11 protein-coding genes are annotated in these 14,133 nt (G+C 45.8%); all 11 read right to left on the reverse strand.

Translation table 11 applies throughout. The features are described 5' to 3' along the window. Positions 1-160 precede the first annotated feature (160 nt). The 11 genes from ACKPCD_RS10785 to tpiA all read right to left on the reverse strand — a co-directional run bounded on the left by ACKPCD_RS10785 (position 161) and on the right by tpiA (position 14,118). A complete protein-coding gene (locus tag ACKPCD_RS10785) occupies positions 161-913 on the reverse strand; it encodes a histidine phosphatase family protein (protein WP_321433193.1) in 753 nt (250 codons plus the stop codon). Between the two features lie 99 nt (positions 914-1,012). Next, complete coding sequence (locus tag ACKPCD_RS10790; protein WP_321433194.1) at positions 1,013-2,998, reverse strand: fructose-1,6-bisphosphatase; 1,986 nt, start codon at positions 2,996-2,998, stop codon at positions 1,013-1,015. A gap of 432 nt (positions 2,999-3,430) precedes the next feature. Beyond that, the gene (gene smpB, locus ACKPCD_RS10795) at positions 3,431-3,889 is read right to left on the reverse strand and encodes an SsrA-binding protein SmpB (RefSeq protein WP_068561084.1); all 459 of its coding nucleotides are present in this window, start codon (positions 3,887-3,889) and stop codon (positions 3,431-3,433) included. 25 nt (positions 3,890-3,914) lie between these two features. Then, positions 3,915-6,281, reverse strand: coding sequence for a ribonuclease R (gene rnr, locus ACKPCD_RS10800; protein WP_276645499.1), 2,367 nt, complete (start codon positions 6,279-6,281; stop codon positions 3,915-3,917). Positions 6,282-6,283: 2 nt separating this feature from the next. Further along, positions 6,284-7,042 carry an alpha/beta hydrolase gene (locus ACKPCD_RS10805; protein ID WP_068561082.1) on the reverse strand — a complete coding sequence of 253 codons (759 nt, stop codon included), beginning with the start codon at positions 7,040-7,042 and terminating at the stop codon, positions 6,284-6,286. A gap of 235 nt (positions 7,043-7,277) precedes the next feature. Further along, on the reverse strand, positions 7,278-7,517 hold the full coding sequence (gene secG / locus ACKPCD_RS10810; protein ID WP_068561081.1) for a preprotein translocase subunit SecG: 240 nt from the start codon (positions 7,515-7,517) through the stop codon (positions 7,278-7,280). 338 nt (positions 7,518-7,855) lie between these two features. Next, positions 7,856-9,025, reverse strand: coding sequence for a phosphoglycerate dehydrogenase (locus ACKPCD_RS10815; protein WP_086988188.1), 1,170 nt, complete (start codon positions 9,023-9,025; stop codon positions 7,856-7,858). Continuing rightward, entirely contained in the window at positions 9,025-10,110 is a 1,086-nt protein-coding gene (serC, locus tag ACKPCD_RS10820; RefSeq protein ID WP_068561079.1) for a 3-phosphoserine/phosphohydroxythreonine transaminase, read from the reverse strand. The genes ACKPCD_RS10815 and serC overlap by 1 nt, the downstream gene beginning before the upstream one ends. A 324-nt stretch (positions 10,111-10,434) precedes the next feature. Beyond that, positions 10,435-11,736, reverse strand: coding sequence for a phosphopyruvate hydratase (eno, locus tag ACKPCD_RS10825; RefSeq protein ID WP_276645493.1), 1,302 nt, complete (start codon positions 11,734-11,736; stop codon positions 10,435-10,437). 94 nt (positions 11,737-11,830) lie between these two features. Next, positions 11,831-13,363, reverse strand: a complete 1,533-nt coding sequence (gene gpmI / locus ACKPCD_RS10830) for a 2,3-bisphosphoglycerate-independent phosphoglycerate mutase (RefSeq protein WP_321433195.1) — start codon at positions 13,361-13,363, stop codon at positions 11,831-11,833. Next, entirely contained in the window at positions 13,363-14,118 is a 756-nt protein-coding gene (gene tpiA, locus ACKPCD_RS10835; RefSeq protein ID WP_068561076.1) for a triose-phosphate isomerase, read from the reverse strand. The genes gpmI and tpiA overlap by 1 nt, the downstream gene beginning before the upstream one ends. Positions 14,119-14,133: the final 15 nt, after the last annotated feature.

Here is a 14,133-nt window from a genome sequence, read left to right on the forward strand (position 1 = left end):
AGTATTGTGGATTACGTTAATTTTAGACTATCCGGACGGAATTTTCAATTGATATTTCCAAAAAATGAAAAAAAGATGTGATTTTTAATTGTTTTTGTCTTTTAGCTACAGAAAAACCCTTGGAAACAAAGGGTTTTGTTCCAAGGGCACTGTGTATTATTTATTTGACGTCCTCTTCAACTTTATCGGCAGGTGTCACTTTATGGACTTCCGGTTCCTGCTCATCGCCAGGTGTGAAGTCATCGACAAAATGATCGGTGCCGTTATATAGATCCAAGTGATAAAAGCCATCCTCATAGCGGACGACCGAAATGCTGGCATTATCCAGATGGCGGTCAATCGAGAAATCAGGAATGACAGCGTGGATCATGTTGCGGATCGTCATCCCGTGGGAAACAATCAGTATGTTTCTTTCGGAATCACGGTGCTCGCTGATCAGTTTGATCAAGCCGCGCTCGACGCGTAGCCAGAAAGTCATATAATCTTCCGCTTCATGATACGGATCCATTTCTTTCAATCCGTTCAGCTCTTCGATGACGGAGCGGTGGGCTTCATAATTCGGTTGACCATCTGCGCTTCCCAGGAATTTATTCAGGTTCCCCCAGGTTTCGCTCGCATCCAGCCCTTCAAAAGAGCCAAAGAATATCTCCCTGAACTCAGGCATAGCCACTACTTTCAAATGATCGGCATGCTGATTTTCTTTCAAAATGATCTGTGCTGTTTCAAATGTCCGTCTCAAGTCGCTGCAGTAGACCGCATCGAACTTGACATCGCCCAAGCCTGCTCCGCTTCTCATGACATCGCGTCTGCCTCTGGGCGTCAGTGGGGTATCGGACCAGCCTTGCATCCGATTGTATTTATTAAGATACGTTTCTCCGTGTCGCATAAAATAAAACGTTACTCCCTTTTTCAAGGTTAACCCGCCTCTCTTAAGCTATTTTCGCTTTTGGATACTTGCTTTCCTTCTCTTATCTTAACAATTCCGGCGGCCGATTGCATCTATTTCGTGCAACTATTTGTCGCTGAGCAGATCTTCCACGATTTCACCGGATTTATAGGCGCGCAACAGCTGGTGCAGGTCAGTGACTTGCTGGGTCAGCTTCTTGCCGACATCCGTCTGCCTTACCGTCTTGCGTTCCAATTCCTTGTCGACGATGCGTCGGGTTGAAACGATGTCCTTTTCGTTCTCGATGGCATCCTGACGGGAAGTGAACGGCTGATGCGAAACCAGCTGCATCCCAAAAGAGTTGTACAATAATGTATAACCGGCCAACCCCGTCGTGTTCTGGTAGGCTTTCGAAAAGCCACCGTCGATGACGATCAGCTTGCCATCCGCCTTCAGCGGATTCTCACCGATTTTTTCTTTGACCGGTGTGTGCCCGTTGATGATATGGCCTTTATTTGGATCCAGTCCGAATTCCTTCAGTATTTTGTGTGATAGTTCCACATTGTCGCGTTGCTCGTAATACAGGTTCTTCTTCTCGATATGCGTTTCTTTTTCCGCGACATAAAGACGCTCGAAAGTCGTCATCTTATCCTTGCCGAACAAGGACGATGCTTTTCCTTCCCATAGATACCAAATCAAATCCAGAATACGCACATTATGTTTCTTTCCTTCGCGGTTCAAATAGCCTTTGCGCAATACTTCTTCGTACTTGTCCAGGAGGGCTTTGCCGCTGTACTTGACGTTCGCGATCGGCAACTCCATGAAGCTGCCGTCCGGATTCAGCGGCACACACCCATGGAACAAAAGATTATCATTGTATCTCAAATACATGCTGCCTTTGCTGAAAAGGAATTGGACGTGCTTCTGCAGTCTTTCCGAATTCAAGAAGCCAGTCATGAGTCTTTCTACAACTAATCTTTCCTCTTCGGTCAAGCGGTAGGGATCAGCTGGATCGACTGTCGGAAAATAATCGCACAGCATCGGATATTCTTTCCCATCCAATTTCACCGTTCCTGTTTCGTAATTGATGAAATCCAGCACCATCCGATCGGCCATATCGAATTCCGGATGGCGTTTGATGATTTCCCCTTCAAGCTTGAATTGGATGATTGAAATCGCCTGGTTCATTTTAGCGATTTGGCGGAGTTCTTCCGGGAAAATTTTACTTTCGTCTTCGGTGTTGATTTTCGGCATGAACGGTTCGTAGCGGTCCTCTTTGTAAACCATTTCCGCAAACGTGATCAGCGGACGCAAAGAAATTCCGTAGGCATCCTCGATGATCTCAAGGTTGTTGTAGCGGGCACAGATGCGGATGACATTAGCCATACAGGCTGCTGACCCGCTAGCGGCACCCATCCAGAGGACATCATGGTTGCCCCATTGGATATCCAGTTCGTGGCCATCCATGAAGGTATCGATGATTTTGTCAGGGAATGGACCACGGTCGTAGATGTCCCCGACAACATGCAGGTGATCGACGACCAGGCGCTGGATGACATGTGAGATGGCCGCGATCAGTTCGGGCGCGCGGTCCAAAGAGATAACGGTCTTGATGATTTTTTCGTAATAATCCTCTTTATTTGTCATGATCGTATCTTTGAACAGCAGCTCTTCGATGATGTAGGCATAGTCGGCCGGAATCGCCTTTCTGACTTTTGAGCGCGTGTATTTCGAAACGGTGAAAGCGCAAAGTTCCGTGATACGCAACAAGGTCAACGAATAAAACTCATTGATCTCTTCCTCGGACTCCAAGCTGTCCACGATCATATCGATTTTGTCTTCCGGATAGTAGACGATCGTTGCGAGCTGGTTCATCTCACGGGTGCTCAATCTCCCCTGAAAAATCTCGCGGATCTTTTCTTTGACGTTTCCGGATCCATTCCTGAGCACATGCTGCACGGCATCATACTCCCCGTGCAAGTCGCTGATGAAATGCTCGGTTGCTTTCGGCAAGTTCATGATGGCTTCCAAGTTGATGATTTCGGTTACTGTTTTTGCTGCTGTCGGATATTCTTTTGCCAGCAATCGGAGATACTTGTCTTTCGTTATCATTACAATTACACCCCTACTTTTTTCATTTCACTCAGAACGGAACCCCGCAAGACAAACATTGCTTACAGGATTATCTTTATTTTTGGTGACAAGATGATTACTTCTATCATAGCTTGAATTAAAAAAAAATGATAGACAAGATACAAAAATTACACAATTGGTCACAATTTCGACAGTATACCTGTCCGATGGTTGCTGTAGTCCAAACCGGAGTGCGCCAGCTCCGGTGAGGATTGCCTCATCGGAGTTGGCGACGACAACATGATCCGCTTCTCCGGCGAAGCCTGCTTCGCCGGAGCTGGATGCGGATTCTAAATTCTCCTCCGACGCAAGACGGCTTCGCCGGAGCTGACAGTAATTTACCACTCATACCGAAAAAACGCGCCTGCACTCCATCAGGAATGCGGGCGCGTTCGTTATTCACATTTATGCTTATCTTTCCTTCATTGCTCTGTCGATTTCACGTTTCATATCTTTTTGTTTCAATGCATCGCGCTTATCGTAGCTCTTTTTCCCTTTTGCCAGCCCGATGAGCACTTTCGCAACTCCATTTTTGAGATAGACTTTCAACGGCACCAACGTGACGCCCGTCGTCTTGGTCTCTTCAATCAAATATTTGATTTGTTTTTTATGCAGCAGTAATTTCCTGGTACGCAGCGGGTCGTGGTTAAAGATATTGCCCTGTTCGAATGGGCTGATATGCACATTCTGGAGAAATACTTCCCCGTTCCGGATACTTGCATAGCCATCCTTCAAGTTTATTTTCGCTTTGCGGACGGATTTGATTTCCGTTCCTGTCAGCACCATCCCGGCTTCTATCGTATCCAGGATGATGTAATCATGACTGGCTTTTCTGTTCTGCGCTAAAACTTTTCCTTCGCCTTTTGGCATACTTCGACACCTTCATTTCGTTAGCTTACTTCTTTTTGCCTCTGTCCTTTTTCCCTTTGGTTTTTTTGCCTGTACGGGAATAGAATGGCTCTTTTCCTTTTGCGGTCTTTTTGCGCGGCCCGCTGTCGCGATCGGATTGGCCCGGTTTCCGTTTTTTGCCCTTCGGAATCTTCGAGCGGATCTGTTTGACCAGATCCTGATCGCTCTGGCTCTGAGTCTTATCCTTATCGATGACCAATGAGAAATCGATGGCGCGCGTGACAGGATCAGAATTTTCTACTTTGATTTTGACTTTTTGGCCAATGCGGTACATGACCCCGGTGCGTTCACCCATCAAAAGCATATGACTTTCGATGTAGTTAAAGTAATCTTCCGCCATTTTCGAGATATGCACGAGGCCTTCCACGGTGTTAGGCAACTGCACAAAAATACCAAATTTTGTAACGGAACTGATGACGCCTTCGAACTCTTGTCCAATTTTGTCCATCATGAATTCTGCCTTCTTAAGCGACTCGGTTTCGCGTTCCGCATCTACGGAGCGGCGTTCCATCTGCGAACTCTGAACAGCGATATCCGGCAATTGCCCCTTCCATTTCTCAACCACCTTCGGATCGACGATACCTTTTCCATACGTGCGGATCAACCGGTGAACGATCAGATCGGGATACCTTCTGATCGGTGAAGTGAAGTGAGTATAATCTTTTGCAGCCAGACCGTAGTGGCCCACGGGAACTGCATCATATTTCGCTTGCTGCATGCTGCGCAACAGCGTGGTCGAAACAACGGCTTCGTAGGGCTCGTCCTTGACTTTCGCCAAGACAGCCTGCAGTTGCTTCGGTTTTACGTTTTCATGCGTACCGCTCACAAGAATGCCGAAGGTCGTCACAAATTCCAGGAAGCGCATCATTTTGGTCGGGTCCGGTTGCTCGTGGATCCGGTAGATGAAAGGCAGATTTGCCTTCGTGAAATGATGGGCGATCGTTTCATTCGCACTCAACATGAAAGATTCGATGAGGCGCTCGCCGACACCGCGGTCTTGCACATAGATGTCCAGCGGGCGGCCGTTTTCGTCCACGATGATTTTCGCTTCATCGGATTCGAAATCGATGGCCCCGCGTTTTTGACGTTTTTTCAAAAGGGTTTCATGGAGTATTGCCATATCTTCGAACATCGACACAAAATCGCTGTATTTATCACGTAGTTTTTTGTCGTGATCCATCAAGATTGCGTTGACGTCGGAGTAGGTCATCCGTTGTTTCGACTCGATGACACTCGGGAAAATATCATAAGCAACCACTTCCCCATCCGCATCCAATTCCATCTCACAGGATAATGTCAAACGATCTTCATGCGGCAGCAAGGAACAGATACCATTCGATAATTTTTGGGGAAGCATCGGAACGACCCGATCCGTCAGATAGACACTGGTTCCGCGTTCATAAGCTTCGCGATCGATTGGAGAATTTTCCGTCACGTAATAGGAAACATCCGCGATATGTACACCCAACAGATAATTGCCATTTTCCAGTCGTTTCAGGGAAATCGCATCATCCAGGTCTTTTGCATCAGCGCCATCAATCGTGACGATCTGTTCCGAACGCAAATCCCGTCTGCCTTCCAACGCCTCGGCCGGAATCTCCAAAGGAATATTTTCGGCCTGGGCCAACACCTCCTCCGGAAATTCGGAAGGGATGCCGAACTTATACAAGATGGCCAGAATGTCCACACCAGGCGCATCCTTATGGCCGATTTCTTTCGTGACCAGCCCCTCCATTTTGATGGGATTCTGCGGTGTCGGATAGCTGGTGATTTCAACCAGACAGACACTGCCCTCCACAGGATGAAGGCCTTCTGGCTTGATGTAGACAACAATGCTGTTGATTTTAGTATCTTGTGGGATGACAAACCCCAAAAACCCAGTTTCTTCACGACGGTCCGAATCGTAAGGAACAAACTCACCGACGACCTGATTCGACTTGCGCGTCAAAACAGCAGTTACCTCGGCTTCGACACCTCTGTCATTCCAAGGCTCGGCCTCACGGGTGATTTTAACTTCGACCGTGTCCCCTTCCATCGCGCTGCCGGTTTTGCCGCGCGGGATGAAGAGATCACTCTCATTCGGATCGATCGTCACAAAGCCGAAACCACGATCGTTGCTTCTGAAAGTACCTGTCATTGTGGCACTTTGCGTTTTAAGACGGAATTGTCCGGTTTTGTTCAGCACCAGAATCCCTCTTTCTTCCAACTGAGCAAAGACTTTTACTAGTGCTTTGAATTCATCGGATTCCGTGTAACCCAACGCTTCACTTACTTGCTTCAAGGTCATGCTCTTTGCGGCATGCTCTTGAAAATAGGCTAGAACGTCAATTTGGATCTGATCTATCTTTCTCATACTTATCCCTCATTCCAATATAGTCGGTTCAAAAATGCCAAAACTGTTTCCTCAAATACGTTTCTGTCTTTCCCGACAGTAATAACATGCGTTGCTTCAGAGAAGAAATGATAATCCACTTCTGCATTTACGAGGCGATCCGCCAACAATTTCCCGCAGTCGGCGCTGATCATTTCATCCTTGCCGGATTGTGCGATGTAATAGGGAACTGTGATGTCGGCAAGATTCGCCTTGATCAGTTCCGTAAACTCATCCAATTGGGCAAGCTGGGCATTCAATTTTGGCTTCATCAGCGCCAGTTCGTGCTCGATTTCCAGATTCGCCATACCGAGTTTCTTTTTCGACAGCTTGGCGAAATGCATAAAACTGATCGGCACGCGGGAATCCTCAAAACTGATGATTGGTGAATTGAAAGATCCGCCACCGATAAATCCGCCTGTTTCGATGGCTCTTGTTGCCATAATGCCACCCATCGACAGTCCGAAAACGGCAAGCTGATCGTATCCCTTTTCCATCAGTTCTGCTTTTGCACGCATGGCATCAGCGAACCAGATATCAGGGCCGCCTAAATCGAGGATATCCTCAAATCGGTCGGTTGCATGCCCCGTAAAATTCGGTGCATATACAGTATACCCATTCCGTTCCAAAAACCGTCCCAACAAACGCACATCATTTGCACTGCCGGTGTAGGCATGCAGCAAAAGGACGGCGCGCGGGCCTGCTTCGAAGAAAAAGGGTTCTGGTAAATGGATTGCTTTCATAATATTCCTCCCAACTCGTTCATCTTCATTTTACTGTATTTACAGCTTTTTTCCTAATATATCCAATCTGACTATAAATAATTTTGACCGTTTGTCCATTGGGAAAATATTTTGCTCGATGTCGATCCCGCTCTGGAAATTCTCGGTGAACTGCTCCTCGCCGGGAATTTTGGTCTGTTTGCGTGCCTTAACTAAAAAAAGCAGAAACCGGATAGTGGGTCTCTGCCTGCAATAGTTAATTTGAGGATAGATAGGTCAAAGCCAGGGCGATCAGGATGAACAGCGCTCCGAGAACGACTGTGATCTGACGCAATACCGCTTCAAAACCTCTTGCCTTTTGTTTTCCGAATAATTGCTCTGCTCCACCTGTAAGTGTACTGGCTGCATTTGTTTTTGACGGTTGCATCAGCACAACAATGATCAACAGCACAGAAACAACCAACAGGGCCGTTAATAGTACATCGTATAATGACAAAGGATGGACCTCCCTATAATAATTTTCTACTACTAACTTTAGCACAAATTATAGGGTTTTGCTAGCAATTTCAGAAAAGAAAAGCGCCCGGACCTGCCGCCTCCAACGAAGGGAACTGTCCGGACACTTTTGCCGTTCTTTTTTAGGGGGATGTCCCACGTTTAAAACGGAGATCCATCACGCTCTTCTTGAAACGCGAATCATCACACTCTCTTTGAAATGTGTTCTGATTCGCAGACACCACTACCGTTTCGAAACCAGCTGTCGTTCACAAAAGAGGTGAACGACAGCTGGTTTCTCCAACGTACGGGTGTCTAAACGCGAATCATCACACTCTCTTATCTTCTGATGACGCGGACGTTTACGATGCCGTCGATTTTTTTGAAATTCTCGACAACTTCATCCAGTACTGCTTGGTCAGTTTCGGCGATATCGATGACAGTGTAGGCATAGTTGCCGCGGCTGCGGTTCAGGATATCTTCGATGTTGATGAAGTATTTAGCCAAACCGGATGAAATCTGTCCGACCATGTTCGGGATGTTCTTGTTGATGACCGTTATGCGGATAGGAGAATGCATCGCGATATCGACTCCCGGGAAGTTCACGGAATTCACGATGTTCCCTGTTTCCAGGAAGTATTTTAATGTTTGGGCTGCCATGATTGCGCAGTTCACCTCAGCTTCTTCAGTAGAAGCGCCCAAGTGAGGCATTACAATGATGTCATCATTATGAAGCAAAGCTTCGTCAGCGAAATCTGTAACATATTTGCGGATGCTCTTTTCTTTCAATGCTGCCAGCATATCAGCTGTGTTGACCAATTCGCCACGGGCAAAATTCAAAAGAACAGCATTGTCTTTCATTTGAGCCAGGAAAGCTGCATCAACCATACCTTTTGTTTCGGCATTGACGGGCACATGGATGGAAATGTAATCAGCTTTAGCCAATACTTCAGCGATTGAAGCTGCCTTTTGGACACGACGGTTGATGTTCCATGCTGTTTCCACTGAAACATATGGGTCATAACCAATGACTTCCATGCCTAAACGGAATGCATCGTTGGCCAACATCGCGCCGATAGCACCAAGGCCGATGACACCCAATGTTTTACCGGAGATTTCCGTCCCCGCAAATTGGCTTTTGCCTTTTTCAACTTGCTTCTCAACATCGTCACCACTTAATGTTTGGACCCAATCCAGTCCTTCTTTGATTGGACGGGCAGCCATGATCATAGCTGCCAACACAAGCTCTTTGACCGCATTGGCATTCGCGCCTGGTGTGTTGAAGACAACGACGCCTGCTTCGGAACATTCTTCAACGGGTACGTTGTTGACGCCGGCGCCGGCACGGGCAATGGCTTTCAAGCTCTCAGGGAATTCCATGCCATGCAGTTTTTCACTGCGGAGGATGATGCCGTCAGGATTTGCGCCTGAATTAAGGACAAATTGATCTGCATTCAGTAAATTTAAACCTTCTGGGGCAATCGCGTTGTAAGTTTTAATCTCGAACATTATTTGAATTTCCCTTCCTTAGCTTCAAAAGCTTTCATAAATTCTGTTAATTCTTTGACACCTTCGTACGGGAATGCGTTGTAGATACTTGCGCGCATACCGCCGACAGAACGGTGGCCTTTCAGGTTAAGGAAGCCTAACGCTGTAGCTTCTTTGACGAATTTCGCATCCAATTCTTTATCTCCGGTAACGAATGGGATATTCGTCAATGATCGGGAATTGACAGCAACTGGAGAAGAGAATAAATCTGATTCTTCAATCGTACGGTACAGTAAGCCAGCTTTTTCTTCGTTCATTTTTACCATAGCTTCCACGCCGCCCAAATCCTTCAACCATTCGAAGACTAATTTAGCTACATAGATAGAGAAACTTGGTGGTGTATTGTATAGAGAATCGTTTTTGATGTGTGTACGGTAATCAAGCATGCTTGGTAATGCATTCTCGGTTTGGATCAGGTCTTCTTTCACGATCACAATCGTCAATCCTGCAGGCCCGATATTTTTTTGTGCTCCAGCGTAGATCAATCCGAAGTCGTTGACATCGTAACGATTGGATAAAATGTTGGAAGACATATCGGCAACGATCGGTGCATTCACGAAACGAGGGATTGTTTGGAATGCTGTTCCTTCGATTGTGTTGTTGGTTGTGATATGGATGTAGTCATATGCTTCGTCTGTTTCCGGAATTTCAGGAATGTAAGTGAAATTATCCGCTTCGGAACTTGCCAATACTTCAATATTGGGCACTTTTAAAATCTTAGCTTCAGAGATGGCTTTCTTAGCCCATGATCCGGAGTTGATGTAACCGACTTTGCCGCCTTTTCCAAGATTCATCGGAATCATGGAGAACTGCAGACTTGCACCACCTTGCAGGAACAAAACTTTGTATCCATCCGGAATATTCATTAATTCCCTTAATAATTGTTCTGCATCCTGAATGATTTCTTCGAACAAGGAGGAGCGGTGACTCATCTCCATAACTGACATGCCACTATCTTTGTAGGATAGCATTTCACTCTGTACTTTCTCTAAGACTGATTCTGGTAATATTGCTGGACCAGCGGAAAAATTTCTTGCTCTTTTCATCCTTTTGTCTCCCCCTTATCAATTGTCCTCATTATTTATTAATAATAATTTAATCTTATTATAGCAGATTATGCGACGAATGAAAGCGGAAATAGCTAATTTTCAAAAAAATTTACATGCAGATGTTAGGAACGGCAATTAAAAATATGATCATATTGGAGTTTGAGTCAATTTTATTGCCTAAAATCCGAACAATGCAGGCAGAAACAACAAAAAAAGTCCGGCGTTCCAAGCGCCGGACTTAATCTCGTGTCTGGTCATCCCAGACTGTTTTTATGTGAAGGCAGTGTTCCAAGCAACTGACTTCCTGTTAGTGAATAAAAATTATTTGTTTTTTAAGTTGTAGAAAGATTTCAAGCCATCGTATACAGCCAATTCGCCTAATTGATCTTCGATGCGTAACAATTGGTTGTATTTAGCGATACGGTCAGTACGGCTCAATGAACCAGTTTTGATTTGTCCAGCGTTAGTTGCAACAGCGATGTCAGCGATTGTAGCATCTTCTGTTTCGCCTGAACGGTGAGAAATAACTGCAGTGTAACCAGCTTTTTTAGCCATTTCGATAGCTTCGAAAGTTTCAGTCAATGAACCGATTTGGTTAACTTTGATCAGGATTGAGTTACCGATTCCTTTTTCGATACCGTTAGACAAGATTTCAGTGTTAGTTACGAACAAGTCGTCACCAACTAATTGAACGCGTTCGCCCAAACGTTCTGTCAAAAGTTTCCAGCCATCCCAGTCATTTTCATCCATACCGTCTTCAATTGAGATGATTGGGTATTTGTTGACTAATTCTTCCAAGTAATCTACTTGTTCTGCAGCAGTGCGTTTCGCTCCGCCTTCACCTTCGAATTTAGCATAGTTGTAAACGCCGTTTTCGTAGAATTCAGATGATGCACAGTCGAATCCTAGGTATACATCTTTGCCTGGTTCCAAACCAACTGATTTGATTGCTTCCAAAATAGTTTCTACGCCATCTTCAGTTCCTTTGAAGCGAGGAGCAAATCCGCCTTCATCCCCAACAGAAGTTTCCAATCCGCGTTTTTTCAGGATTGATTTCAATTCGTGGAAGATTTCAGCACCCCAACGCAATGCTTCTTTGAAAGAAGGCGCGCCGACTGGCAAGATCATGAACTCTTGGAAAGCGATAGGAGCATCTGAGTGAGATCCGCCGTTGATGATGTTCATCATTGGTGTTGGTAAAGTTTTAGCGTTGAATCCGCCTAGGTATTGGTATAAAGGAATATCCAAGTAATCTGCTGCAGCGTGAGCTACTGCGATAGATACTGCCAAGATTGCGTTAGCGCCCAATTTTTCTTTGTTAGGAGTGCCATCTAAGTCGATCATTGTTTTGTCGATAGCTAATTGGTCACGTACGTCGAAACCTAAGATAGCATCAGCAATGATGTCGTTTACGTTCGCTACAGCTTTCAAAACACCTTTTCCAAGGTAACGCGTTTTGTCTTCATCACGTAATTCGATTGCTTCGTGTTCGCCAGTAGAAGCTCCTGATGGAACCATTCCGCGTCCGAAAGCGCCGCTCTCTGTGTAAACTTCAACTTCGATAGTTGGGTTTCCGCGTGAATCTAATACTTCTCTAGCTAAAATATCTGTAATGTATGGCATGGTTTTCTCTCCTTTTAGTTGGCTGAATTACTTGTGTTACCAAGTATCATTTTAGACAATTATCTTACTTTATGCAATAGCTGAAGCGTTTTGCTTACGCTTTAACGATCAGCGATTCGCCTGTCATTTCTGCTGGTTTTTCTACGTTCAACAAATCAAGCATAGTTGGAGCAACGTCGGCCAATTTGCCGTCGGTGCGCAACGTAACGCCTTCTTTGGTTACGATCACAGGAACCGGTACGGTTGTGTGCGCAGTATGCGGTTGTCCGTCTTCAGTGGACATAGTATCCGCGTTACCGTGGTCAGCGAAGATGATGGCATAGCCACCTTTTGCATGGATAGCGTCAACGACAGCACCCAAGTTCTCATCCACTGCTTCAATCGCTTTGATTGTAGGTTCCAACATACCTGAATGGCCTACCATGTCAGGGTTCGCAAAGTTAAGGATGATGGCGTCGTATTTGTCGTCATTGATCTCTTTCACTAATGCTTCGCCCACTTCATAAGCACTCATTTCAGGTTTCAAATCATAGGTTGCAACTTTCGGTGAAGGGATCAGGATGCGTCCTTCGCCTTCGAAAGGCTCGTGACGTCCGCCGTTCATGAAGAAAGTTACATGCGGATATTTTTCAGTTTCCGCGATACGCAGTTGTGAAAGGTTGTGTTTTGCCAACACTTCACCCAGCACATTCGTCATCGGGATCGGCTTGAAGGCGATATCCGCAATAACTGTGTCTTGGTAAGAAGTCATTGTCACAAATTTCACGTTTGTTGCGCGCTCTTTGCGATCGAAATTCGTCCACTCTTCGTTAGTGAAGGCATTCGACAATTGAATCGCGCGGTCCGGACGGAAGTTGAAGAAAATGATCGCATCATTGTCTTGCAGCGGTCCTACTGGCTTGCCGTCTTTAACGATGACAGTCGGCAGTACGAACTCATCCGTTTTACCGTCTGCATAGCTTGCTTTTACGACATCTTGTGCAGACTCAAACTTCTCGCCTTCGCCGTGTGCGATGGCGTTGTATGCCAATTCAACACGTTCCCAACGGTTGTCACGGTCCATTGCGTAGTAGCGACCGGAAACAGTCGCAATTTCGCCCAGTCCGATCTCTTCCATCGCATTTTCCACTGTTTCGATGTAGCCTGGTGCAGCGTGAGGATCCACGTCGCGGCCATCAAGGAAAGCATGCAGATACAGTTTTTTGACACCTTTTTCTTTAGCGCTCTTGATCAAAGCGATGACATGATTGATGTGACTGTGCACACCACCGTCGGAAAGCAGACCGAAAAGATGCAAAGCAGAATCATTTTCAGTCGTGTGATCGTAAGCACCGACAAGCGCTTCGTTCGTCAAGAATTCACCATCGATGATGGCTTTATCAATTCTGGTCAAACTTTGGTAGACAACGCGTCCGGCACCAATGTTTGTATGCCCTACTTCGGAATTACCCATTTGGCCTTCAGGAAGTCCTACAGCCAATCCGGAAGCCAGCATCGTTGCATGCGGAAAATTGTTCCAATAACGGTCAAAGTTCGGTTTCTTTGCTAGCTTAACCGCATTGCCCATCATTTCGTTTCTCCAGCCGAAGCCGTCCAAAATAATTATCGCTACCGGTTTTTTACTCATTATTTAATAGCCTCCAATAATGCTAAGAATGAATCAGAAACCAAACTCGCACCACCGACCAAAGCGCCATCGATATGTTCTTCAGCCATGTATTCTGCAATGTTCTCAGGTTTAACGCTGCCGCCGTATTGAACGCGGACTTTGTCAGCCACTTCTTGGCCGAAGATTGAAGCTACAGTTGCGCGTACTACGCCGCAAGTGTCGTTCGCATCTTTTGCAGTAGAAGATTTCCCTGTACCGATTGCCCAGATTGGCTCATAAGCGATAACCAGGTTAGCTACTTGGTCTGCAGTCAAATCTTTCAAGGCTGCTGTAATTTGTCCTGAAACCCACTCGTTTGTTACGCCTGATTCGCGTTGTTCCAACGTTTCGCCGCAGCAAACGATCGGTGTCATACCATTGCGAAGAATAGCGTGCGCTTTTTTGTTGATATCTTCATCTGTTTCGTGGAAGTACTCACGTCTTTCAGAGTGTCCGATAATGACGTAGTCGACGCCTAAGTCGCCTAAAGCTTTCGGGCTGATTTCACCTGTGAAGGCACCCTCTTCTTCAAAGTAACAGTTTTGCGCGGCAACTTTCAAATCAGTTCCCTCTGTAGCTGCTACCATGTTTTCTAAAAATAAAGCCGGTGATCCAATAACAGCTTCTACTTTATCAAAAGCAGGAACCTTAGTTTTTACAGCCTCGATGAATGCTTGTGCTTCCTTAGCTGTTTTGTTCATTTTCCAGTTACCGGCAATAATCGGTTTACGCAATATACTCACTCCTTA

The organism is Trichococcus flocculiformis (assembly GCF_963662535.1).
Classification (GTDB): domain Bacteria; phylum Bacillota; class Bacilli; order Lactobacillales; family Aerococcaceae; genus Trichococcus; species Trichococcus flocculiformis.

Excerpts from the sequence above, each read along its gene's own strand:
- gpmI (WP_321433195.1), bottom strand. The coding sequence starts at position 13,363 with ATGAGTAAAAAACCGGTAGCGATAATTATTTTGGACGGCTTCGGCTGG.
- ACKPCD_RS10805 (WP_068561082.1), bottom strand. The coding sequence starts at position 7,042 with ATGAAAGCAATCCATTTACCAGAACCCTTTTTCTTCGAAGCAGGCCCG.
- smpB (WP_068561084.1), bottom strand. The coding sequence starts at position 3,889 with ATGCCAAAAGGCGAAGGAAAAGTTTTAGCGCAGAACAGAAAAGCCAGT.
- rnr (WP_276645499.1), bottom strand. The coding sequence starts at position 6,281 with ATGAGAAAGATAGATCAGATCCAAATTGACGTTCTAGCCTATTTTCAA.
- eno (WP_276645493.1), bottom strand. The coding sequence starts at position 11,736 with ATGCCATACATTACAGATATTTTAGCTAGAGAAGTATTAGATTCACGC.
- ACKPCD_RS10790 (WP_321433194.1), bottom strand. The coding sequence starts at position 2,998 with ATGATAACGAAAGACAAGTATCTCCGATTGCTGGCAAAAGAATATCCG.
- serC (WP_068561079.1), bottom strand. The coding sequence starts at position 10,110 with ATGAAAAGAGCAAGAAATTTTTCCGCTGGTCCAGCAATATTACCAGAA.
- ACKPCD_RS10815 (WP_086988188.1), bottom strand. The coding sequence starts at position 9,025 with ATGTTCGAGATTAAAACTTACAACGCGATTGCCCCAGAAGGTTTAAAT.